Origin of the sequence: Flavobacterium sp. (assembly GCF_044341265.1) — a bacterium.
In the GTDB taxonomy this organism is placed as follows: Bacteria; Bacteroidota; Bacteroidia; order Flavobacteriales; family Flavobacteriaceae; genus Flavobacterium.
Genome location: NZ_JBIISA010000014.1, coordinates 1 through 24,345, shown reverse-complemented (window position 1 = coordinate 24,345; position 24,345 = coordinate 1). Strand labels below are relative to the sequence as shown.

The window sequence follows — 24,345 nt, the reverse complement described above, 5'->3', positions numbered from 1 at the left end:
ATCGTTAATCTTCAATCGTTAATCTATATGAGCCAACCTTTCATAAAACAAGAAAAAATCCGTTTCAAACACATTGACTACGCTGGAATAGTATTCTATCCGCGTTTTCTTGAAATGCTCAACGATTTGGTAGAGGATTGGTTTGAAGAAGCATTAGAAAGACCATTCTCCAAAATGCACGAAACCAACGGAATACCAACTGTAGATTTGAAAGTACAATTCAAAAACGCTGCTCGAATTGGAGAAACTCTAACCAAAAAACTTTGGGTAAAAGAACTTAAAACTTCTTCAATAATTTGCGGATTTCAATTTGTTAATCAAAACGAACAAACCGTTTTAGAAGGAGAAGTAACCTTAGTAAACGTAAAAATCCAAGAAGACAGACAAAGCATCAAAGCCGAACCTTTTAATGAGGAAATGAAAGAAAAGATATCTAACTTTAACATTGAATAAATTATGAAAAAATCAATTTTTATACTATTATTTTTTTTAGCGTTTAATAGTTATTCACAAGTGGTAAATTCACATTACAAAAAAGTTTATGAATTCGATGTGTATCAAAAAGATTGGGCCTTAGTTAAAACAGTTGCAAATACTTTCGGATTTATAAATAAAGAAAACAAAGAAATAGTACCTGCTATTTATTCAAAAATTTATTCTTTTGAAAAAAAAGAGAATAATAGTGAATATGCTTTAGTGAAAAATGTAGCTGGTGCTTTCGGGTTCATAAATGAAAATGGAAAAGAAGTTATTAAAGCTATTTATTGGAAAAAAGAAGAAGCTATTCAACAATTAAATATTTTTTTAAATGAACTTTAAAAAATTCAAAGCAGCAACCGTTCAAACATCACCAGTTTTTCTGAATGTAGAAAAAACGATTGATAAAGCCATTTCTTTCATCAAAGAAGCAAGTCAAAATGGAGCGCAATTAATAGCATTTCCTGAGGTATTCATCGCTTGTTATCCATATTGGAATTGGATTATGACGCCTGTTCAAGGAAGCAAATGGTACGAACAATTGTATAAAAATTCTGTTACAGTTTCAGACGAATCGATGAAACCATTATTTCAAGCTGCAAAAGATAATAACATACATATTGTAATTGGTATCAACGAACGTGGCGATTCTTATGGTGAAATTTACAACACCAATTTAATCATAGATAACAACGGAAATTTAATTGGCAAACACCGAAAGTTAGTTCCAACTTGGGCAGAAAAATTAACGTGGACAAGTGGCGATGGTTCTTCTTTAAAAGTTTATAATACAGAAATTGGTCCTATTGGAACTTTAGCTTGTGGCGAAAACACAAATACTTTAGCACGTTTCACACTGCTTTCTCAAGGTGAATTGATTCACATTGCAAATTACATTTCCTTGCCAGTTGCGCCACCAGATTATAATATGGCTGAAGCAATTAAAATTCGTGCAGCAGCACATTCATTTGAAGGAAAACTGTTCACGATAGTTTCGTGTTCTACAATTTCTCAAGAAATAAAAGACGCTTTACGAGAAGATGTTCCAAATGTTGATGAACTTTTAACTAGAAAAAATTCAGCATTTTCAGGATTTATTGGTCCAAATGGCGCTGTAATTGGTGAACCTCTAATTGACGATGAAGGAATAATTTATGCCGATATCGATTTGGAAAAATGCATCCAACCAAAACAAATGCACGACATTCTCGGACATTACAATAGATTTGATATTTTCGATTTGAGAGTAAATATTGCACCAACTCGAAAAATTACGTTTATTGATAATCACGAGGAGTTTAATAAAAGATAGTAAAAATGATGACTTCGAGAGCCTCAGTCAACATTTTTTTAAAATTATAATTATGGAAGATAAATTTTCAGACGACGTTATTGGTCGCGCAAGAGTACAAGATTCTCCTGAATTGATAGCCTATTACAAAGAATTAGAAACACTTGGTGCTGGTGCATTATGGACTGTTGCCAATGATATCGAACCTTGGGAACCAAGAAGTTCATCGGTTCCAATGCTTTGGAAATATGATGATTTACGCGAATTAGTTTTAAAATCCTCTGAGTTAGTTACACCAGAACAAGCCGGAAGACGCGTAGTTTATTTAGTTAATGATAAACGAAAAGACGTTTCTGCTGCCGTTGGTTGGCTTTACACCGGAATTCAGGTTACTCGTCCAGGTGAAAGCACATCGGCACATCGTCATCGTGCTTCTGCCCTACGCTTTATTATGGAAGGCGAAAAAGGATATACAGTTGTTGATGGGAATAAAATCATGCTTGAAGTCAATGATTTTGTTATAACTCCAAATTCCACATGGCACGAACACGGCGTTGAAGAAGGCGGAAAAACTTGCATTTGGCAAGATGGTTTGGATATTCCATTGGTAAATGCTTTGGAAGCCAACGATTATGCTGTTTATGATGGAAAACAACCTTTAGTAGCACCATTAAATTATTCACCAATAACTTATGGTTGTGCGGGATTAATTCCAGCAGATAAAACTTGGGATAAACCTTATTCACCGTTATTCAAATATTCATGGAAAAATGTTTATCCAGCTTTATTGGAAGCTCAAAAAGTCAATGAGGTCAATCCGTTTGATGGTATATTTATGCAATATTCCAATCCGTTAACTGGTGGACATGTTATGCAAACTATGGGTGCGGCGATACAATTATTACCAGCAGGTTTCAAAGGAAAAGCTCACAAACACACAGGTTCATTTGTATACCAATGTGCTAAAGGAAAAGGATATTCCATAATTAATGGAAAACGATTTGATTGGAAAGAACGAGATATTTTCTGTGTTCCAAGTTGGGCATGGCATGAACATCACAATTTATCCGAAACCGAAGACGCTTGCTTATTCAATTTCAACGATTTACCAGTAATTGAAGGATTGGGATTATATCAATCAAGAGAATTGGAAGAAAATAATGGTCATCAGAAAATAGATTAAAGAGAATAGAAAATAGACTTTTAACTTGGCGCCTTTGCGTCTTAGCGGCTTAAACATGAAACTACTTACCTACAAAACAAACGACACCGAACCAAGATTAGGATTCCTTCACAACAACCAAGTGATTGATATGGAAGATTTTGGAGAAATATCAAATTTTCCTCTACCAACTTCAATGTTAGAACTAATCGACATGGGGTTTGAATTAGTCGAAGAACTTAACGATATGATTGCTGAAACTGATACTGAACTATTCGATGAAATTGCCTATGAAATGGACGAAGTAACGTTCCTTGCTCCTATTCCAAAACCTCGCAAAAACATTATCGGAATTGGTTTGAACTATACAGAACACGTTGCTGAAAGTGCTAGAACATTAGACACCACAGGAAAATTACCTCAAAAACCAATCATATTTTCAAAACCGCCAACGACAGTTACAGCAACAAATACTGAAATTATTAAAAACACCAAACTAACCGAACAATTAGATTGGGAAGTCGAATTGGCAGTTGTTATTGGTAAAAAAGGAAAATATGTTCCAAAAGCTGATGCCATGGATTATGTTTTTGGATATACAGTAATTAATGATATTTCTGCTCGTGATTGCCGTCGTGAAGGACAATGGATTGTATCAAAAGGACAAGATACTTTCGCACCAATGGGACCAATTTTGGTAACCAAAGATGAAATAGAAAATCCGCACAATTTGAATTTATCTTTAAAAGTTAATGGAATTGAAAAACAAAATTCAAACACAAAATTCTTGTTGTTCAATATCAATGATTTAATTGAAGATTTGAGTATCGTTTTCACTTTAGAACCAGGTGATATCATTGCAACAGGAACTCCAGCAGGTGTTGGAGCAGGAAGAAATCCTCAAGAATGGTTGTACAATGGCGATGTTATTGAAGCTACTGTGGAAGGAATTGGAACGATTGTTAATACGGTTAGAGAGATTTAATTTAATGAAAGTTTCATATAAAATAAATAAGAATTCATTTTATGAACCAATAAAAAATTCAAAATGGATTTATTTAACTTTTTTATGTTACACAATTTTAACTATTTATCTTTTTCAAGACACAGGAATTTTAATATTTGCATTAATATTTCTTTCAATTCCATTTCTATTACAAATAATTTTACATCTTGATTATTATTATCATGATAAAGACACCATATTAGAAATTGATTATTCAGAAAAGAAAATAATTCAAACTAAAAAGAACATCAAAACTGAAATTTATTTTGATGAAATTTATAAAATAATACATTTCAAAGGTAGTAAGTATCCCGAAAAATTTGGAAAATCTGCAATACCATCAAATTTTTATAATTTCACCGTTATTGTATCAAAAGATAAAAAGAAAATAAAGTATACAGATTTTATATTAAAAGATTTAGGGTTATTTCCAATTGAAAAAAGAGTTATTACTACTCCATTTCTTAATTTAACCAATAATATATGCTAAAAAATAGATTTAAGAAATTCTAATAATTTTAAAAATTTCTTAAATCTGTGTTCAAAAATAAAACAAATGAAAAAATACAGAATAGGACAAATAGTTCCATCATCAAATATAACGATGGAAACCGAAATACCTGCAATCTTCCGTTCACGCGAAACCATTTTGCCAGAGCGTTTTACGTTTCACAGCAGCAGAATGCGAATGAAAAAAGTAACTAAAGAAGAACTCGAAGCTATGGATGCCATGAGTTTGAAATGTGCACAAGAACTTTCTGATGCTCATGTAGATGTTATGGGTTATGCTTGTTTGGTAGCGATAATGAGCATGGGACGAGGCTATCATTGCGTTTCGGAAGTGAATTTGCATCAAGAAACAATTGCCAACGACTTTCCTACTCCAATTGTAACTTCTGCCGGAGCTTTGATAAATGGTTTGAAGGTTTTAGGAGCCAAACAAATTTCAATTATTACACCTTATATGCGACCATTAACTGATATGGTTGTCGATTATATCGAAAATCAAGGTATCAAAGTAAAACAAAGTATTGCTTTAGAAATTCCGGATAATTTGGAAGTTGCAGCTCAAAATCCGATGAATTTATTGGAAATTTATAAGCAATTAGATTTAACCGATGTTGATGTTTTAGTAGCATCTGCTTGTGTACAAATGCCATCGTTAGAAGCTATTGATTTAATTCAGGCTGAATGTGGAATTCCAGTAACATCGGCTGCAGTTTGCACAACATATGAAATGATGAAAAAATTAGGAATCGAAGCTAAATCTGCCATTGGTGGCGAACTATTAAATGGGAAATATTAATTGGGAAATCGTAAACGGAAAATTAGTAACTAATTTAAAGTTCAAATCGCAAACAGAGTTGGTTGAATTTCTTTTGAAAGTTGCACATCTTGCTGATGAAATGAACCATCATCCTGATTGTAAAATTCACAAAGCTTTTCAATTAGAAATTTCATTATTTACGCATGATAAAAATGAAATCACAGATTTAGATTATCAATTGGCTCAAAAGATTGATAGCATAACCACTAAATAAAGAAATATGAAAAACTTGATTGCATTCATCGCTGCTTTTTTTGCAGCCAAGAAAACAAAATTTGGTTGCTTTGGAACCGTAATCGTTTTTATTGTAGTTTATTGGTTAGTGAAGAAAATTTTATAATTAAAAAAGGAGTTCAAAATTGTTTGAACTCCTTTTTTATATACTTTTTTATTACTTTTTATCCAGCATCAATTCTTTGATATATTTTACTGGTGCACTGCCATAACTTAAGAATTTTTCATGAAATTTCTTTAAATCAAATTGGTCGCCTTCATCCTTTTTTAAGGTTTCTCTAAAGTCATAAATCTCGGTGTAACCTGTAAAATAAGAACACAATTGCACCTGCGATAAAGTAGCTCTCTTCCATTTGCCATCGGCTTCAGCTTGTTGCTGAAAGGCTTCATTGGTTAACAAACTTATTGCTTCTTCTTTCGACATGTTTTTGGTGTGAACGCTATAATCTAAAATCGTATTACAAGTAGTTCGTAAGTTCCATTTGTAATACATCAACCACATTTCGTCGGAGTTTTTGTAGCCACTTTCCAACATCATTCGTTCGGTATAAACGGCCCAACCTTCAACCATTGCGCCATTTCCTAAAATAGATTTGATAATACTTGGCGATTGATTGCTGTAAACCAATTGGGTGTAATGACCAGGAACGGCTTCGTGAATGTTTAAAATTTGTAATATATAATCGTTGTATTCTCGCAAATAACTTTCAGAACGTTCTGTGTCCCAACCTGACATACTTCCTACGTTGTAATACGTATTAGCATTTTTGTCATATGGTCCAGGCGAAGAAATAGATGCGCCAGCAACACCAGCCATATAATCAGGTTCTTTTCTTACCACTAAAGGTTTTGATGGATCAATATACAGTAAGTTTTTAGCTTTTACATAAGCCGTAAGCTCTGGAATTTGCTTTTCGATTTCCGATTGAAATTTTTCTGGCGTTGTATGTTGCAATGATATTTTATCAATAACTTGACGAATAACTTGCAGTTTATCAGATGGTTTGGGAGCTGAACCTAAATATTTTGACCATAATTTATCGGCTAAAACATACATTTTTTCGTGTAAATCTTTCTTGTGATTGATTGCTTTTTGATAAATTTCGTCGGCTGAATAACTTGATTGAATATCAAAATCAAATTTTTTAGCATACAATTCTTTTCCTAATCGAAATGATCTTGGTGTTTTGTGCTCTAGTTTTTGCAACCAAGCAACGTAACTTTTAATAGCTTCAACTGATTTTTTAGCTTTAATTAAAATAGCCGATTTTTCTGTTTCAGTTAATTGGCTTTTATCTAATGATGCTTTTAAATCGGATTCAAATACTGAAATACCACCTAAATTTTGATCAATAGCCAATTGTGTATGCTCAATTGTTGGATTTTTAATATTCTTTTTTGCAGCTTCATAATAAGCCGGAATATTGTTCATTTTAGTTCCGAAATTTTTCAATCGAGTTTCTAAAGTGTCGTAATTTCCATTTAATATTTCTGCGAAAGCACCACATACATTATAATCAGAAGGATTCCATGTATCAGATTTTAGTTCGTTTATTGAAAAAATAGAACTTTCAGCATAATTTTTAATCATATAGAAATCCGTTTTATTATTATCGGACAATTTGTCTACAGAGTAATTATTTAACGAATCTAAATTGGCTTTAGCAAAATCTACCAATTTCTTAGAATAATCAGCATTTGGAATAACCAAAACACAATCATATTTATGAAAACCTACACTAGAAGCCCAACCTGGATTCATTTTCCAAAGATGGTCTACAAAGGTTTTTTTATAATTTTCAAATTCTGAATCTGTTTTAACGTGTTCTTCTTTTTTACAAGATGCCATCAGTAAAACAAGACTTAAAGCAACAATACTTTTTTTCATAAAAATAATTTAATATGCTAATATACAATTTTCAAGTATTATTTAAAACACATTTTAAATTATGAGCCTACTTTAAATTTTCAATTGTGTTTTGCATTTCTCACACAATTGCATTTTTTCGTTATCAATGGTACTAATTTTTTCTGAAGCACTGGTCATAACACAACGTTTGTTTAAACAATGAGATAAGCCCAAGTTGTGACCAAACTCGTGAATAGCAACTTTTTTAAGTCTTGTCAATTCAAGTTTTTTGTCTTTATTTTTTAGTCGAAATGACGAAATAATGGCGCTTTTTCCAGGACAATACGCTAATCCCATAACTCCAAAATCGTTGTATTTCCATTTGGGTTCTTTAATTTTTCCTTGCTTATTATGTTTGGTAATTGAAATGTCTTTGTCCGTTACTCCTAAAACGAAATCTAAACTATCAATTATAGTTCTGTTTTGAATTGCGATTAGGCTATCAGCTCTATATCTTGGTGATTTAATTGTGACATATGCTCGTTTGGGCAACTGAATTTCTGATAAAACAATTGTTTTAATTTTATAAAATTTGAATATTTCTTGAGCTATAACTTTAGCTTTTTCTTTCGGAAATCCATCATAAATTTGAATACCAACAACTTTATTGGCTGTAATTTTATCTGATTTTGAACAAGAAAAAAGCGTTACTAACAATAAGAAGATAACAAATTTCATTTTGAATTTTAAACAAAAAAAGACACAATAATTGTGCCTTTTCTTTTACTAATTTCTTTTAATTTTTACCAAATAATAACCCTTAAGGAATCAGGTTGATACATTGTGCTGCCTGGTTTTATATTAAATGCCTTATGAAACTCAGGAACATTGGCCAACGGACCATTAATTCGATATTTTGCTGGCGAATGTACATCAGTCATTACTTGTTGCGATAAATATTCTTTGGTTCCATTAACCATCCAAGCATAACCATAGGCTAAGAAATAACGTTGGTCTGGTGTTAAACCACTAATTTTTTCGTTAGTTTTAAATTGCTTTGTTTTTTTGAAAGCTTCATATCCCATCACTACTCCACCTAAATCAGCTATGTTTTCTCCTTGTGTAGCGTCTCCGTTTACATTCTTATCGCCTACTTTGAATTTGCTATACTGAGCAACAATTAACGCTGTTTTTTGTTTGAACTTCTTCAAATCTTCAGCGGTCCACCAATTGTTTAAATTTCCTTTGTCATCGTACTGACTTCCTTGGTCATCAAAACCATGTGTAATTTCGTGACCAAAGGTAGAACCACCAATAATTCCATATAAAATAGCGTCATCAGGCATTCTTCCTTCAAATCCTGGAACAATGATATTACATGCTGGAACACAAATTTCATTATTACTTGGATTGTAATAAGCATTATAGGTTTGTGGATACATTCCCCATTCAGTTCGATCAACTGGTTTACCATATTTATTTATCATATAATTATAAGACCATTTGTTGACAGCCATAATGTTTTTTAGATACTCATTTCGTTCAATTGTTACCGAACTCAAATCTTTCCATTTATCAGGATAACCAACTTTCATAACAATTTTGCTCAATTTATCTAAAGCTTTTTTCTTAGTTGGTTCGCTCATCCAATCAAGATTTTTGATTCTAACAGCATAGACATCGCGAATGTTATTACCAATTTCAAGAAGTTTTTCTTTTGTTCCTTTCGGTAAATATTCATCAACATAAACTTGACCGATTAGCTCACCTAAAGCACCATCAGTTTGTTCAACAATGCGCTTCCATCGTGGTTTTTGTGCTTTAATTCCACTCAAAACGGTAGAATAAAATTTGAAATTTTGATCTTCAATTTCTTTGTTTAAATAAGACGCATAGGTATTAACCAAATCCCATTTTAGATAGGTTTTCCAATCGGCAATAGGATATGATTTTAGCATCCCATTAAAAGCTTTATAAAATTCAGGTTGACCAACAATTATTGTATCGGCTTTTGCAATTCCGAAGTCTTTCAATGAAGCATTCCAATCTATATTAGTCGTTATTGCATTTAATTGCGCCACGCTCATTTTATTATAATTCTTAATTGGATCACGTAGTACTTCTAACTTTCGTGATGCCTTAGCTAATTCCGTTTCAAGTTTCATAACTGATGCCGCGTTTTTAATTGCGACATCGTTTTTTACACCAATTAATTGCATCATTTTTTCAATATGCATTACGTATTCCTTTCGAATAGTTACTGTTTCTTCATCGGTGTTAAAATAATAATCTCTTTGTCCTAAACCTAAACCGCCTTGTTGAAGGAAAATAGCATTTTTAGCACTATTTTTATCATCTTGTCCTACATAAAAACCGAAACCAGCTCCAGAACCAATAGTATGCAAATGACCAATTTCTTTCAACAAACTTGGAACATCTTTAATGGCATCAATTTTAGAAAATTCGTCTTTTAAAGGATTTATTCCTAATTTATTTATTGTTGTAGAATCCATTCCAGAAGCATAAAAATCGCCTATTTTTTGTTTGTTACTACCTTTTTCAGCACCAGCTTCAGAAGAAGTTTCACAAATAGATTTTATTTGATTGTTGATGGTGTCCTGAATCATTCTAAAAATACCATTACTTCTCTCAGAGGATGGAATAGGATGTTTTTTAAACCAACCTCCATTAGCATAATTAAAAAAATCATCTGATGGATTGATGGTTGTATCTCTATTAGTTAATAAAGGATCAACAAAAGCGGTTTCTTTCTTGTTACAACTTACAATTGTTACTGTCGCCAAAGTTATAAGTGATAAACGTTGTAATAATTTCATATATGTAAATTTTGATTTGTTAGCGGTCATATATGTTATCGCCTTTACTTATTGGTATTTGTTTGCAACAAACTCTTTTTTAGTAGCGATTTCATATAAAATATTTTAAAATTCAAATTTAATCATTTTTATCTTTCAATATACTTATTGCTATTTATTACTATTTTTTTTACAATAATTTTAATACATCGTTCGTTCTATAAATAGTAAATTGCACCAAATTAAATACCATTATGGATAAAATCAAAATACTTTGGGTGGATGACGAGATTGATTTGTTAAAACCACACATCCTTTTTTTAGAGAAGAAAAATTATGAAGTAACTACTTGTAATAATGGTCGTGACGCAGTAGATATTTTTGCTGAAAACAATTTTGATGTAGTTTTTTTAGATGAAAATATGCCGGGAATGAGCGGATTAGAAACGCTATCTGAAATTAAAGAGAAGAAATCTTCTACGCCAGTAATAATGATTACAAAAAGCGAAGAAGAGTATATCATGGAAGAAGCAATTGGTTCTAAAATTGCCGATTATCTTATCAAACCAGTAAATCCGAATCAGATTTTATTGAGTTTGAAAAAGAATTTAGATCATTCTAGATTGATTTCAGAAAAAACAACTTTAGATTATCAAAAGGAATTTAGAAAAATCGCTTTAGAACTTTCTATGGTAAATTCCTATGAAGATTGGATTGAGCTATACAAAAAGTTAATCTTTTGGGAATTAGAATTAGAAAATATTGAAGATTCTAATTTGATTACAATTTTAGAATCACAAAAAGTAGAAGCCAATTCACAATTTGGAAAGTTTATTGAAAGAAACTATGAAGATTGGTTCAGTCCTAAAGCTGATAAACCTATTCAATCTCATACTCTATTTAGAGAATTAGTTGTGCCCGAATTAGTAAAAAAAGACACCCGAGGCGGAGCCGAACTGAGCAAAGCTAAACCAGTACTTTTCATTGTAATAGACAATTTACGTTATGATCAATGGAAAGCTATGGAAAGTACCATTAATAATTATTACAAATTAGAGAAAGAAACGCCATATTTTGCTATACTTCCAACGGCAACACAATATGCTAGAAATGCTATATTTTCTGGATTGACTCCATTAGAAATGGAAAAGCAGTTTCCTCAATATTGGAAGAATGATGTTGAAGAAGGTGGTAAAAACTTATATGAAGCAGAATTTTTAACAGCACATTTAAAACGTTTGGGATTAAATATAAAACAAGATTATTTCAAAATCACAAATTTGGCTGGAGGTAAAAAATTAGCAGATAATTTTAGAGCCCTAAAAGACAATAATTTAGTTACTGTTGTATACAATTTTGTTGATATGCTCTCTCATGCTAAAACAGAAATGGATGTTGTAAAGGAATTAGCATCAGATGATAAAGCCTACCGTTCATTGACATTGAGTTGGTTTAAAAACTCGCCATTGTTAGATATAATTCAACAAGGTCAAAAACTTGGATTTAAATTAATAATCACAACAGATCACGGAACTATAAATGTAAAAAATCCATCTAAAGTGATTGGTGATAAGAATACAAGTTTAAACTTAAGATACAAAACAGGACGAAGTTTAACTTATGAAGATAAGGATGTTTACGCTATAAAGGACCCAAAAAAAATTGGCTTACCAGCAATAAATATGAGTAGTTCTTATATTTTTGCAAAGAATGATAACTTTTTGGCTTATGTAAACAATTATAACCATTATGTAAGTTATTACAGAAATACCTATCAACATGGTGGAATTTCTCTAGAAGAAGTTATTGTTCCCTTTTTAGTTTTCAATCCGAGATAAAATAGTTGGCAGTATTCAGTGTTAGCAATAATTTTAAAAAAAACTTAGAATGAAAAAATATTTTATATTTTTCTTATTTATATTTCTAGGTTGTCAAAAAGATACAAATAAAGAGAAAAGTAATGTACCAACATTAAGGAAAGAAAAAAGTTTAAAAGAATCTACGAAAACGAATAAAATTGAGAGTGATAATGAGTATTTAGAAAGTATTTATAATTGTGAAAATAATAAGTTTATTTCAGTACTTGAAGAAATTCCCAATCGAAATTCAGATGCTTATAAATTGACAATAATATCGAAAAAAGGAAATAGTAAGTTTACTAAAATTATTGATACACGACCTAAAATGTCGCAAATTCATGAATGTAATAATTTATATACTGAAGTTGGATTTCCATGTGGTGGACCATGTTATTCAAGAGTTTTTGTATTTACAGATAAAAATAGACCAATTGAGCAATATTCTTACGTCCAAAAAGTAAAAAACAATTCCAACTTTATTGCGCACATCAAAAATGAAGAGTTTGAAAAATTGATTATTCATAACTTCACGAACAGTAAAGAATTAAGCGTTAACATTTCTGACGCTATTTTATTGAATAATGGACAAATGGACTCCTTAATTTTTGCAAAAGATAATTTAGTTCTTTACTATATGTCCAATAAAAATAAAAGCATCGTAAAAAAAATAAATTTAAAGTTGATACTTTAAAATAAAAATTATTACAAACTGAGTGACGTAAGATTCACATAAAAAAACTGATAACTAAAATCTAAAACAACAATGGAAATAATTTTCACTTTAGATGAAATCGATGCTGTTGCACAAAAAATCATTTCAGAAAATCCCGAAAAAGTTATTCTTTTTAATGGATTAATGGGCGTTGGAAAGACAACTTTAATAAAATCTTTAGCTAAAAATTTAGGTGTGAATGACGCTACAAGTAGTCCAACCTTTTCTTTAGTTAATGAGTATCAAATATCTAATAATCAATATATTTATCATTTTGATGTTTATCGACTGAAAAATGAAACTGAAGCATTAGATATGGGTATTGATGAATATCTTTATTCTGGAAATTGGTGTTTCATCGAATGGGCAGAAAATATTCCAAATTTAATTCCTGAGGAACATTCTAAAATAAAAATCGTGATGCTTCCAGACGGAAGAAGACATTTAACTTTAACATAGAATAGACAGCTAAATTGAAATTGCTATTGTAATTACTATTTAATTTTTTGTAACTTGTGCCATAATTCATTTGTAACTATGTCACTTACACCTTTTACAAAACAACAACTTCTTCCTCAAGAAGAAAAATTAGAAATTGCTCGTCACAAAAGCGAATTGTTTATTGGTATTCCAAAAGAGACAAGTTATCAAGAGCGACGCATTTGTTTAACCCCTGATGCAGTAAATTCATTAACTTCACACGGACATCGCGTAATGATGGAAGCTGGTGCAGGTGAAAGCTCAAGCTACACCGATAAAGAATATAGTGATGCTGGTGCTGAAATTACAAATGACACTAAAAAGGTGCTTTCTTGTCCGATGCTTTTAAAGGTTGAGCCACCTACTATGGCGGAAATTGAATTGATGAATCCAAATTCTTTAATCATTTCAGCAATTCAATTAAAAACCAGAAAGAAAGAATATTTTGAAGCACTTACCAAAAAGAAAATTACTGCATTAGCATTTGAATACATAAAAGATGAAGACGGTTCTTATCCTGCTGTTAAATCATTGAGTGAAATTGCAGGAACTGCTTCGGTTCTTATCGCAGCTGAATTAATGATAAACAATCAATTTGGAAAAGGATTATTATTTGGAAATATAACCGGCGTTCCTCCTACTGATGTTGTCATACTTGGTGCTGGAACAGTTGGTGAATTTGCTGCAAAAACAGCTATTGGACTTGGAGCAAGTGTAAAAGTATTTGATAATTCAATCACTAAACTAAGACGACTTCAAAATAATTTGAATCACCGAGTTTTTACCTCTACGATTCAGCCAAAATCATTATTGAAAGCATTACGTCGTTGTGATGTTGCTATTGGAGCCATGAGAGGTAAAGATCGTTGTCCTGTAGTGGTTACAGAAACAATGGTTGAGCACATGAAAAAAGGCGCTGTAATTGTTGATGTAAGTATTGATACTGGAGGTTGTTTTGAAACTTCAGAAATCACTACTCATGAAAAGCCAACCTTTATTAAGAGTAATGTTATTCACTATTGTGTTCCTAATATTCCGTCAAGATATTCTAAAACAGCGTCACTTTCTATTAGTAACATTATTACTCCTTATCTCCTTCAAATAGCTGAAGATGGTGGAATAGAAAGCGCTATAAGATGCAATAAAGGACTGAAAAACGGTATTTATTTATACCACGGTATTTTAACAAACAAAGCTATTGGAGACTGGTTTAATCTTCCTGACAGTGATATAAATTTAATAGTTTTTTAAATTAGTATTCCTTCCAAAATAATTTTGTTTAGTTTACATTTGCAAAAAAATTAATAATGAAATTTTATCAAAGATTAGCTTATTATCTTGTAGGTTTGGTTATGGGTGCATTTGTTGTGGCCCTTGTTTTATCTGGTAAAGATACGCGTTGTAATTATTTTCCAAATGCACGCGTTTTAAATGATTTAAGAAATAAACCTTTCAATTATAGTATAGAAGCTTCAAGAAAACTTTCAGAAGATTGGATTGATACCATTGATATAAAAAATACACTTACCTATGGTGATGTAGATTTTGATAAAAGCAATATTGTTTATCAAAAAGGGAAGTTATATATAATTGAAGGAAAAACAACAAAGAATGATACAATTACTTTGAGAGTAATTAATTATCCTAGTAAAGCCGTTTTAGAAGATATTATTAGAAAGAAATAAAAAAAACTCCGATAAATTATCGGAGTTTTTTTTATGTATGAAGTAAATCTATTATTTAATAAATTCAATTTTTTGAGCTTCTTCAACATTAACACTGTCAAAAAAACCTTGCTCATTCATCCAATCATCACTAAATACTTTACTCATATATCTTGAACCGTGATCTGGAAAAATTACAACTACATTACTTTCAGAAGTAAATTCACCTTCTTCAGCAAATTGTTTTACCGCTTGTAAAGCAGCTCCAGAAGTATATCCTACAAATAAACCTTCTGTTTTAGCAATTTCTCTTGTCGTATGAGCACTTTCTTCGTCAGTAACTTTCATGAATTTATCAATAGATTCAAAATCGGTAGCGGTTGGAATTAAATTTTTTCCTAAACCTTCAATTCTGTATGGATAAATCTCATCATTATCAAATTCTTTAGTTTCATGGTATTTTTTCAAAACCGAACCAAAAGCATCAACTCCTAAAATTCTAACGTTTGGATTTTTTTCTTTTAAAAATTTTGCAATTCCTGAAATAGTTCCTCCTGTTCCACTACAAGCAACAAGATGTGTTATTTTTCCTGAAGTTTGTTCCCAAATTTCTGGACCTGTAGTCATATAATGTGCATCAATATTCAATTGATTAAAATATTGATTGATATAAACAGAACCTTTAGTTTCTTCGTGCAAACGTTTTGCAACGTTGTAATAAGAACGCTCATCATCAGCAGAAACATGTGCAGGACAAACATAAACTTTTGCTCCTAAACTACGAAGCATATCGATTTTGTCTTTTGATGATTTTGAACTTACTGCTAAAATACAGTTGTATCCTTTAATAATACTTACCATCGCAATACTAAAACCAGTATTACCTGAGGTAGTTTCAATAATTGTATCGCCAGGAGTTAAAATTCCTTTTCTCTCGGCTTCTTCGATAATATATAATGCAATTCTGTCTTTTGAAGAATGTCCTGGATTGAAGGCTTCAACCTTAGCATAGAAGTTTCCTTCTAAATTTTCGGTTACTTTGTTCAGCTTAATAAGAGGTGTATTTCCTATTAATTCCAAAACATTGTTATAGGCTTTTATTTCTTCTTTCATAAATAAAAAATTAGTGTCGAGGCAAAATTTTTAAAATTAGCTTGCCACAAAACCTTGCAAATTTAATAAATTAATTTTTAATTTTTTCTAAATCTAACAAAAAACTGAATTCTTTGGCAACTTCTTTAAGAGATTCAAATCTTCCCGATGCTCCTCCATGTCCTGCATCCATATTTGTATCCATAAATAATTGTTTAGAATTGGTTTTTAAAACTCTCAATTTAGCCACCCATTTAGCTGGTTCCCAATATTGTACCTGAGAATCATGCAAACCGGTAGAAATATATAAATTTGGATAATCTTGCTCTTTCACATTATCATAAGGCGAATAAGATAACATATAATCAAAATATTTTTTAACATTTGGATTACCCCATTCATCATATTCTCCTGTTGTTAATGGAATAGTATCATCAAGCATCGTTGTTACAACATCAACAAATGGCACTTGAGCAATAACTCCATTGTATAATTCGGGATTCATGTTGATAATCGCACCCATTAATAATCCTCCAGCTGAACCACCTTCAGCATATAAATGTTCTTCAGAAGTATATTTTTCAGCAATTACATGTTTGGAACAATCAATAAAATCGGTAAAAGTATTTTTCTTTTTTAATAATTTTCCATCTTCATACCACATTCTTCCCATGTCTTCACCACCACGAATATGAGCAATTGCATAGATAAATCCTCTATCCAATAAACTTAATCGCGTTGTAGAAAAATAAGGCTCCATTGTCATTCCATAAGAACCATAAGCATACAAAAGAAACGGATTTTTACCATTCAACACCATTCCTTTTCTATAAACCATAGACATTGGAATTTTGGTTCCGTCTTGAGCTGTTGCCCAAATACGTTCTTCTATGTAATTGTTTTTATCAAATTTTCCTCCAAGAACTTCTTGCTCTTTCAAGATAGTTTTCTCTTTAGTACGCATGTTAAAATCAATCACCGATGACGGAATTGCCATAGATTGATAACCGTAACGTAGGATTTCAGTATCAAAATCTATATTAGTTGTGGTGTAAGCTGTATATGTTTCGAGTTCAAAAGGCAAATAATATTCTCCTTCTCCACTCCAAGGCATAATTCGAATTTTATTCAACCCATCAAAACGTTCAGAAACAACCAAATAGTCTTTAAAAATATCAATGCCTTCCAATAAAACCTCTTCTCTGTGCGGAATTAAATCTACCCAATTTTCCTTTGAAGTTTTATCTTCAGGAGTTTTCATCACTTTAAAATTGGTTGCATCATCTTTATTGGTAACTATATAAAAACTATCTTCATAATGTGAAATAGAATATTCTAACTCACGAGTACGTTTTTGAAAAACTTTAAATTGTTTATCAGGTGTTGATGATAAAAGAATTTGAAATTCAGAAGTTAAAGTACTTTCAGAAGAAATAATCAAATATTTTTTAGACTTTGATTTGTAAATAGAAACATTAAAAGTGTCATCTTCTTCGAAATAAACTACAACATCTTCTGATGGATTTGAACCTAATTTATGTTTGTAAATTCTATCAGGACGAAGTGTAATTTCATCTTTTCTTGAGTAAAACAAAGTTTTATTATCACTTGCCCAAGTTGCGCCTCCTGTAGTATTTTCAATTTTGAGAGGAAGAATTTCGTTAGTTTCTAAATTCTTAATTTGAATGGTATATTGACGTCTTGAAACGGTATCAAGTCCAAAAGAAACCCATTGATTATCTTCACTTATACTAATTCCGTTTAAGTTAAAATAAGAATGCCCTTTTGCCATTTCGTTGCAATCAAACATTATTTCTTCCTTGGCATCTAACGAACCTTTTTTTCGAGAATGAATTGGGTAATCCTTACCTTTTTCAAATCTAGTTATGTAATAATAGCCATTGTAAAAATAAGGAACCGACGAATCATCTTCCTTAATTCTTGCTTTCATTTCTTCAAATAAATCTTTTTGAAAATCTTTGGTATGTGCCGTTGATTGATTGTAATAGTCGTTTTCTTTATTCAAATAATCAATAACTTCTGGGTTTTCTCTATCATTTAACCAATAATAATTATCAATTCTAACATGACCATGTTTTTCAAGTTCATGAGGAATAATTTTAGCAATTGGTGGTTGTATTTTTGTACTCATAATTGTATTAAAATTCAAAGCAAATGTATTGCAAACTATTCTTTAATAAATGCTAACTGCTAAGATTGTTATTGACATTGATATTAACATAAAATGATATTGACTTGCTCCGATGAAATTCCTAATTTTGCGAAACTAAATACTTAAAATTATGTTTGGAGATATAATGGGAATGATGGGTAAACTAAAAGAAACCCAACAAAAAATTGAAGAAACTAAAAAAAGATTAGACACTGTTTTAGTAGACGAACAAAGCAATGACGGCTTGTTAAAAGTAACTTTAAATGCGAACAGAAAAATAAAATCGATTGAAATTGATGAAAGTTTGTTGCAAGACAAAGAACAACTTGAAGATTACTTGATTCTTACTTTAAATAAAGCTATAGAAAAGGCAACTAACGTTAACGAAGCTGAATTAGGAGCTGTTGCCAAAGATGGAATGCCAAATATTCCTGGAATGGATATGTTTAAGTAAAAATTCCAAAAATTAAATTCCAAATTCCAATTTTTGATAATTAAAGATTGGAATTTGGAATTTTTAAAATTGAATTTTTGAGAGTGCTTCCATCACATAACTATGCATAACTTCTTTGTAATCTAAATGGGTTACGATACGAAGTTTTCCTTGTCCCATAGAACTAATGTGGATGTTTTTTTGTTTTAATTTTTCAATAACCCATTTATCTTCCAATGATGGTCTTACTGAAAAAATTAAGATATTAGTTTCAATAGGCTCTACTTTTTCAACCCATGGAAGTGAACTTAATAATTCACCTAATTCTTTAGCACGTCTATGATCATCTTCCAATCGAAGCATGTTGTGTTGCAAAGCATACATTCCGGCTGCAGCTAAATATCCTGATTGACGCATACCGCCACCAAATATTTTTCTAATTCGAAGCGCACGTTTCATATCGGCTTTGGTTCCTAATAGTAAGGAACCAATTGGAGCTCCAAGTCCTTTAGACAAACAAACCGAAATTGTATCGAATAATTCGCCAAATTGTTTTGGATGTTGTTTTTTGGCTACCATGGCATTCCACAATCGAGCACCATCCAAATGATATTTTAAATTATTCTCTGTGCAAACTTGTTTTATTTTTCTTAATTCAGCCAAATCATAACAAGCGCCTCCACCTTTGTTTGTTGTGTTTTCAATACTTACTAAAGTAGTCAAAGGTGCGTGATAAAATTCAGGATCATTTATAGCGATTTTTACTAAATCAGCGGTAATCATTCCTCGTTTTCCATCAACCAAACAACAAGAAACACCACTATTAAATGAAGCACCACCGCCTTCATAATGATAAATATGAGAATATTTATCGCAAATTACTTGTTCACCAGGTTGCGTATGAAGCTTGATTGCTGTTTGATTAGCCATAGTTCCACTTGGAAAAAACAAAGCTGCTTCCATTCCAAACAACTGAGCAACAGCAGATTCTAATTCATTTACTGTTGGATCTTGCTTGTAAACATCATCACCTACTTTGGCGTTAAACATAAACTGCAACATTTCGTTGCTAGGTTTGGTTACAGTGTCACTAACTAAATTTATTTCCATATCAATTTCTGATGCATTACATTTGCGATTACAAAATTACATTATTTATGACAAATACCGAACAAATTAAAGGTATTGTAGAACGTCTTGGTGCGTTGAGGAGGTATCTTTGACATTGATGCCAAGCTTATCGAGATAACCAACGAAGAGGAAAAGACCTTTGCGCCAGACTTTTGGAACAATGCCAAAGAAGCAGAACTGATTGTAAGAAACCTACGTTCTAAGAAAAAATGGGTGGAAGATTTTGAAAAAGCAAATTCGCTTGCCGAAGAACTTCAAATGACTTATGACTTTTATAAAGAAGGTGATGCCACTGAAGAAGAACTAGATACACAATATGATTTAACCAATAATTTATTGGAAGATATCGAATTCAGAAACATGCTTTCTGATGAAGGTGATAATTTGAGTGCTGTATTGCAAATCACTGCCGGTGCTGGTGGAACTGAAAGTTGTGATTGGGCTTCAATGTTAATGCGAATGTATTTAATGTGGGCTGAAAAACAGAAGTATAAAGTAAAAGAATTAAACTTTCAAGAAGGTGATGTTGCCGGAATTAAAACCGTGACGCTAGAAATTGAAGGTGATTTTGCTTTTGGATATTTAAAAGGTGAAAATGGTGTGCATCGATTGGTACGAATTTCGCCTTTTGATAGTAATGCCAAACGTCATACTTCTTTTGCATCAGTTTATGTTTATCCTTTGGTTGATGATACTATAGAAATTGAAATCAATCCAGCTGATATTGAGATTACAACAGCACGTTCAAGTGGCGCTGGTGGACAAAATGTCAATAAAGTGGAAACTAAAGTTCAATTAGTTCACAAGCCAACCGGAATTCAAATTCAGTGTTCAGAAACGCGTTCGCAACATGACAATAGAAATCGCGCGATGCAAATGTTGAAGTCACAATTGTATGAAATTGAGTTAAAAAAACAATTAGCTCAAAGAGCAGACATTGAAGCTGGAAAAATGAAAATCGAATGGGGTTCGCAAATTAGAAATTACGTAATGCAACCTTATAAATTGGTCAAAGACGTTCGCACTGGAAAAGAAACTAGCGATGTTGATGGTGTAATGAACGGCGAAATTGACGGATTTTTGAAAGCTTATTTAATGATGATGGGACAGAAAGAGGAATAGTGTTCAGTGTTGAAAATACAACCTTTGCAATTGCATCAGTTTCTTTCTAAATTAAAACTAAAATAGCCGATCTATAGTGATCGGCTATTTTTGTTTATGAGCATAAAAAAGACTACCTATTCGGATTCAGTGCTTTATCAATTCTAGCTACCAGATCAGCAATATGAAATTTACTTATTCTATCGGTTGCAGTTGCACTTGCTACTTTTAGTTGAGTTCTTAGTTCTATTAAATGTCCTCTAGCAATTGAAGGCACATCAGTATCTGCAATAACTATTCTTTTTCCGTTAAAATTTGCGACAACATTTCTATCTAAACTAATGGCATCAATTAATTTAGATACAAAACCTTTTTGTAAATTTCTTCTGTAAATATCAATTTCAGAATTTGATTTTAGTTCAGAAAAAATACCTCGTTTTAAATCAGTCAATAACTCATCTACAGAATAATTTGCTTTACTTAAGGAAGAAGTTTCAAGTAAACGTACCATTCGATCAGCAGATAATAAATTAGATAATGTTCCATCCTGTATTCCTTTCATAAGATCTACACCATTATCAGGATTAATTTTTGCTAAAATATTTTGATCCAATAACCAAGAAGGTGTCTTAAAAACTTGTTCATTTAAAAAAGCAACTGCTTCATTTTGTATTGCTGATGGAACAACTTCATATTCATTACCAACCATATCATAAGTTTTTGGAGTCTCGTAAATTCCACCGACATTTTTGGTAACATGACCCATGTAGCGACGAAATTGACCAACCAAAGAGTTGTACAAACCTTCAAGTTCAGAATAATCCTCACCTTTTTCTTTGCTCCATTCAAGCAAATTAGGCAAGATTCTTTTTAAATTTTTAATCCCATATTCAGATGCTTTCATTGCATTATCTCCTAAATCCTCAGTTTGATATCTCGGATCGAATGGACTAGATTCAGTTCCAAACCACAATCTACGATTCTTGTATGCTTCTTTCGTCATTTCATTTAACAATGCTTTTTCATCATCATCAGATTTTGCATCGCTAAAATAAGAATAACCCCATTTTATAGCCCATTTGTCATAATCACCAATTCTTGGAAATAAATCGGTAACACCATCTTCTGGCTGTGCTACGTAATTGAAACGAGCATAATCCATAATGGATGATGTATGTCCGTTTTTCTTCTGAAACTCAGGATTTCTCAACATTTCAACTGGAGTGGCATTACTTGCTCCCATATTGTGACGTAATCCTAGTGTATGACCAACTTCATGAGCAGCAACAAATCGAATTAACTCACCCATTAATTTATCATCAAACTTTTTGTTTCTTGCTTTTGGATCGACAGCAGCTGTTTGTATCAAATACCAATCACGTAATAAACTCATTATGTTGTGGTACCATCCAATATGGCTTTCCATAATTTCACCTGTTCTTGGATCGTGAACATTTGGTCCGTAGGCATTTTGAATTTCAGCAGCAAAATATCGTAGTACAGAAAAACGTGCATCTTCTAAACTCATTGTTGGATCATTTTCTGGCCAATATTCACCACGAATGGCATTTTTCCAGCCTGCAAATTCAAATGCAGCTTGCCAATCATCGATACCTTGTTTTATAAAAGGTTTCCATTTATCTGGAGTGGCTGGATCTAGATAATAAACTATTGGTTTTTTTGGTTCAATTAATTCACCACGCTTTTGCTTTTGAGCATCTTCTTCATTTTTTGGTTCTAAACGCCATCTTACAGCAAAAATGTCAGTGTCAGCTTTTTGCGAATCCTCTTCAAAAACATCATATCCATTAGCGAAATAGCCCACTCTTTTATCAAAAGTACGCTTGCGCATCGGATTTTCTGGAAGTAAAATAAACGAAGTATTTATTTCCATTGTAACCACACCAGCATCTAAAGCGGCAGGAAAATCTGTACCTATTTTTGGTGTTGGAGTTCTTGAAATTTGAGGAGCAACTGTGGTAAATGTTTTTGTTGTTCTGATCTCCGTATTTATCGGAAAACTTTTTACAAACTGTATAAACGACTTATCTTTTTGAAATGCTTGTATACTTAATAATTGTTTATTAATGGGATTTAATGAAAAAATTTGAGTATCCGAATCGAAAGCAGTAGTCATATCGATTACACTAGATAGGTTTTCTTTACCAGATTCAGACTTTTTGTATGCTAAAACATCATAAATTCCAATAATTGGATCAGCACTCGAATTTTTTACTGATTTTGTGATAGGTTTATCTTCATCGGGTGTCGTAATTACATAAGTTATTGAACGTAAGATAATAGTATTGTTCATTCCTTTTTCAAAGCGAACCACCTGACGATTAATCTCTTCACCTCCAAATATTCCACCACCAGCAGGAGTTTTAGAATATCTAGTTATGGTCATAATTTCTTTACCTAGTAGTGATTCAGAAATTTCAAATAAAAATTTATCACCTACTTTGTGTACATCAATTAAACCTTTTTGAGTAACAGCTGTTGAGTCAATAACTTTTTTGTATGGCTTTGGTTCTTTTTTGGCTTCGGGCTTTTTAGCATCAGTAGCAACAGTTGGTGTAGGAGTTTCGTTTTTCTTTTTGTCTTTCTTTTGTGAAAAACTCGAAGTATTTGTCAAAAGAAGTAGACAAAAAACAATTTGGATTGATTTTTTAATCATAAAATTTAGTTTAGTTAATTCAAACAAATATAAATTGAAAAAAGTTGAAACTTTCCAAGTTAATTAAAGTTTAATAAAAAATTATGAATTTATTTAAATTATAAGCTTATCTTTGCACCGAGGATTCCGAAAGGAAGTTACACCTCACCACAATAGCCGATCGCTCCAGATCGGCTTTTGTATTTTATATACCTATTGAAACTAAAAAAGCCACCTTAAAAAGATGGCTTATTATTTTATTTTTAAATTTTGTATTAGTTTCCTGCAACAAAATTTGATTTGAAATTAGTAACTGAAACAATTGCATTATTTGAATAAGAAACTTCTTTAGTAGCAATTGAATTATCAAAATATTTCCACACTCCAGATTTTACTCCATTTGTATATTCAGCAATAGTTTGAATAGTTCCACTTTCAGAATAGGATGTCCATTGTCCATCTAATTTACCATCTTTAAAGAAACCTACTTGTTGTATATTTCCATTATCATAGTAATAAGTTGCTTTTACTAATTGTCCAACAACTTCTAATTGTGGTTCTCCTTTTGCAAAAATTACACCTGAAACCATCATTAACGCAATTAAAATTATCTTTTTCATAAGTAGTTTGGGTTTTTAATTAATATTTCGATAACAAATATACATTTAATTTTACAATAAAAAAACTTTTACTTAACAATTTAGTAACATTAAATAAATTTTAACTTTTCTTACAAAAAAAAGCCGATGAATTTCAGAGGGCACTGAAAAAGTCCTTTAAGTAATAAGTATAATAATTTAAGGAGTAGAAAACTTAGTTTTTCTGCTCTTTTTTTTGTATATTTAGCTGTAATTATAGAGTTTTATAGATGTTATTAAAGCA

Annotated in this window: 23 protein-coding genes; 15 read left to right on the top strand and 8 right to left on the bottom strand. The window is 31.5% G+C overall.

Features of this window, described 5'->3' with window-relative positions; translation table 11 throughout:
• The first annotated feature begins 27 nt into the window (after positions 1-27).
• The 8 genes from ACIQ06_RS08605 (at position 28) to ACIQ06_RS08570 (ending at position 5,477) form a co-directional block, all read left to right on the top strand.
• Complete coding sequence (locus tag ACIQ06_RS08605; protein ID WP_396145459.1) at positions 28-453, top strand: acyl-CoA thioesterase; 426 nt, start codon at positions 28-30, stop codon at positions 451-453.
• A gap of 3 nt (positions 454-456) precedes the next feature.
• A complete protein-coding gene (locus ACIQ06_RS08600) occupies positions 457-819 on the top strand; it encodes a WG repeat-containing protein (protein ID WP_396145457.1) in 363 nt (120 codons plus the stop codon).
• Complete coding sequence (locus ACIQ06_RS08595; protein ID WP_396145456.1) at positions 809-1,789, top strand: carbon-nitrogen hydrolase family protein; 981 nt, start codon at positions 809-811, stop codon at positions 1,787-1,789. The genes ACIQ06_RS08600 and ACIQ06_RS08595 overlap by 11 nt, the downstream gene beginning before the upstream one ends.
• 52 nt (positions 1,790-1,841) lie before the next feature.
• Positions 1,842-2,951 carry a cupin domain-containing protein gene (locus tag ACIQ06_RS08590; RefSeq protein WP_396145454.1) on the top strand — a complete coding sequence of 370 codons (1,110 nt, stop codon included), beginning with the start codon at positions 1,842-1,844 and terminating at the stop codon, positions 2,949-2,951.
• A 55-nt stretch (positions 2,952-3,006) separates the two neighbouring features.
• Positions 3,007-3,915 (top strand): fumarylacetoacetate hydrolase family protein, encoded by a 909-nt coding sequence (locus tag ACIQ06_RS08585; RefSeq protein ID WP_396145452.1) that lies wholly within the window; start codon positions 3,007-3,009, stop codon positions 3,913-3,915.
• Positions 3,916-3,919: 4 nt separating this feature from the next.
• Positions 3,920-4,426, top strand: coding sequence for a hypothetical protein (locus tag ACIQ06_RS08580; protein ID WP_396145450.1), 507 nt, complete (start codon positions 3,920-3,922; stop codon positions 4,424-4,426).
• A 66-nt stretch (positions 4,427-4,492) separates the two neighbouring features.
• Entirely contained in the window at positions 4,493-5,242 is a 750-nt protein-coding gene (locus tag ACIQ06_RS08575) for an Asp/Glu racemase (RefSeq protein ID WP_396145448.1), read from the top strand.
• The gene (locus ACIQ06_RS08570; RefSeq protein ID WP_396145446.1) at positions 5,229-5,477 is read left to right on the top strand and encodes a 4a-hydroxytetrahydrobiopterin dehydratase; all 249 of its coding nucleotides are present in this window, start codon (positions 5,229-5,231) and stop codon (positions 5,475-5,477) included. The genes ACIQ06_RS08575 and ACIQ06_RS08570 overlap by 14 nt, the downstream gene beginning before the upstream one ends.
• A gap of 177 nt (positions 5,478-5,654) precedes the next feature.
• On the opposite strand, the gene ACIQ06_RS08565 is transcribed toward ACIQ06_RS08570, so the two are convergent.
• The 3 genes from ACIQ06_RS08565 to ACIQ06_RS08555 form a co-directional block, all read right to left on the bottom strand.
• The gene (locus tag ACIQ06_RS08565; protein WP_396145444.1) at positions 5,655-7,385 is read right to left on the bottom strand and encodes a DUF885 domain-containing protein; all 1,731 of its coding nucleotides are present in this window, start codon (positions 7,383-7,385) and stop codon (positions 5,655-5,657) included.
• Positions 7,386-7,457: 72 nt separating this feature from the next.
• Positions 7,458-8,084, bottom strand: coding sequence for a matrixin family metalloprotease (locus tag ACIQ06_RS08560; protein ID WP_396145442.1), 627 nt, complete (start codon positions 8,082-8,084; stop codon positions 7,458-7,460).
• Between the two features lie 65 nt (positions 8,085-8,149).
• The gene (locus ACIQ06_RS08555) at positions 8,150-10,183 is read right to left on the bottom strand and encodes a M13 family metallopeptidase (protein WP_396145440.1); all 2,034 of its coding nucleotides are present in this window, start codon (positions 10,181-10,183) and stop codon (positions 8,150-8,152) included.
• A 233-nt stretch (positions 10,184-10,416) separates the two neighbouring features.
• Here ACIQ06_RS08555 and ACIQ06_RS08550 point away from each other — a divergent pair, with 233 nt between their 5' ends.
• From ACIQ06_RS08550 to ACIQ06_RS08530, 5 genes are all read left to right on the top strand, one after another.
• Positions 10,417-12,000 carry a PglZ domain-containing protein gene (locus ACIQ06_RS08550; RefSeq protein ID WP_396145438.1) on the top strand — a complete coding sequence of 528 codons (1,584 nt, stop codon included), beginning with the start codon at positions 10,417-10,419 and terminating at the stop codon, positions 11,998-12,000.
• A 49-nt stretch (positions 12,001-12,049) separates the two neighbouring features.
• Complete coding sequence (locus ACIQ06_RS08545; RefSeq protein ID WP_396145436.1) at positions 12,050-12,712, top strand: hypothetical protein; 663 nt, start codon at positions 12,050-12,052, stop codon at positions 12,710-12,712.
• Between the two features lie 72 nt (positions 12,713-12,784).
• Positions 12,785-13,192, top strand: a complete 408-nt coding sequence (gene tsaE / locus ACIQ06_RS08540) for a tRNA (adenosine(37)-N6)-threonylcarbamoyltransferase complex ATPase subunit type 1 TsaE (RefSeq protein WP_396145434.1) — start codon at positions 12,785-12,787, stop codon at positions 13,190-13,192.
• Between the two features lie 78 nt (positions 13,193-13,270).
• Positions 13,271-14,464: an alanine dehydrogenase gene (locus ACIQ06_RS08535; protein WP_345094667.1), complete on the top strand. Its 1,194-nt coding sequence runs from the start codon at positions 13,271-13,273 to the stop codon at positions 14,462-14,464.
• Between the two features lie 56 nt (positions 14,465-14,520).
• Positions 14,521-14,898 carry a DUF4258 domain-containing protein gene (locus ACIQ06_RS08530; RefSeq protein WP_396145433.1) on the top strand — a complete coding sequence of 126 codons (378 nt, stop codon included), beginning with the start codon at positions 14,521-14,523 and terminating at the stop codon, positions 14,896-14,898.
• 51 nt (positions 14,899-14,949) lie between these two features.
• On the opposite strand, the gene ACIQ06_RS08525 is transcribed toward ACIQ06_RS08530, so the two are convergent.
• Both ACIQ06_RS08525 and ACIQ06_RS08520 read right to left on the bottom strand, forming a co-directional pair.
• Entirely contained in the window at positions 14,950-15,990 is a 1,041-nt protein-coding gene (locus tag ACIQ06_RS08525) for a PLP-dependent cysteine synthase family protein (protein WP_396145431.1), read from the bottom strand.
• Between the two features lie 70 nt (positions 15,991-16,060).
• Positions 16,061-18,121 (bottom strand): S9 family peptidase, encoded by a 2,061-nt coding sequence (locus tag ACIQ06_RS08520; RefSeq protein ID WP_396145430.1) that lies wholly within the window; start codon positions 18,119-18,121, stop codon positions 16,061-16,063.
• A 151-nt stretch (positions 18,122-18,272) separates the two neighbouring features.
• Between ACIQ06_RS08520 and ACIQ06_RS08515 the strand changes: the two genes are divergently transcribed.
• Positions 18,273-18,596: a YbaB/EbfC family nucleoid-associated protein gene (locus ACIQ06_RS08515; protein ID WP_298121167.1), complete on the top strand. Its 324-nt coding sequence runs from the start codon at positions 18,273-18,275 to the stop codon at positions 18,594-18,596.
• Between the two features lie 63 nt (positions 18,597-18,659).
• On the opposite strand, the gene ACIQ06_RS08510 is transcribed toward ACIQ06_RS08515, so the two are convergent.
• A complete protein-coding gene (locus ACIQ06_RS08510) occupies positions 18,660-19,685 on the bottom strand; it encodes a threonine aldolase family protein (protein WP_396145428.1) in 1,026 nt (341 codons plus the stop codon).
• Between the two features lie 47 nt (positions 19,686-19,732).
• Between ACIQ06_RS08510 and prfB the strand changes: the two genes are divergently transcribed.
• A protein-coding gene (gene prfB / locus ACIQ06_RS08505) for a peptide chain release factor 2 (protein ID WP_396145427.1) occupies positions 19,733-20,828 on the top strand; the annotation gives its coding sequence in 2 pieces (ribosomal slippage) (positions 19,733-19,795 and positions 19,797-20,828; 1,095 coding nt in all).
• A 112-nt stretch (positions 20,829-20,940) separates the two neighbouring features.
• Here prfB and ACIQ06_RS08500 read toward each other — a convergent pair.
• Both ACIQ06_RS08500 and ACIQ06_RS08495 read right to left on the bottom strand, forming a co-directional pair.
• Positions 20,941-23,484: a zinc-dependent metalloprotease gene (locus ACIQ06_RS08500; RefSeq protein ID WP_396145425.1), complete on the bottom strand. Its 2,544-nt coding sequence runs from the start codon at positions 23,482-23,484 to the stop codon at positions 20,941-20,943.
• A gap of 254 nt (positions 23,485-23,738) precedes the next feature.
• A complete protein-coding gene (locus ACIQ06_RS08495) occupies positions 23,739-24,083 on the bottom strand; it encodes a toxin-antitoxin system YwqK family antitoxin (protein WP_396145423.1) in 345 nt (114 codons plus the stop codon).
• Positions 24,084-24,345: the final 262 nt, after the last annotated feature.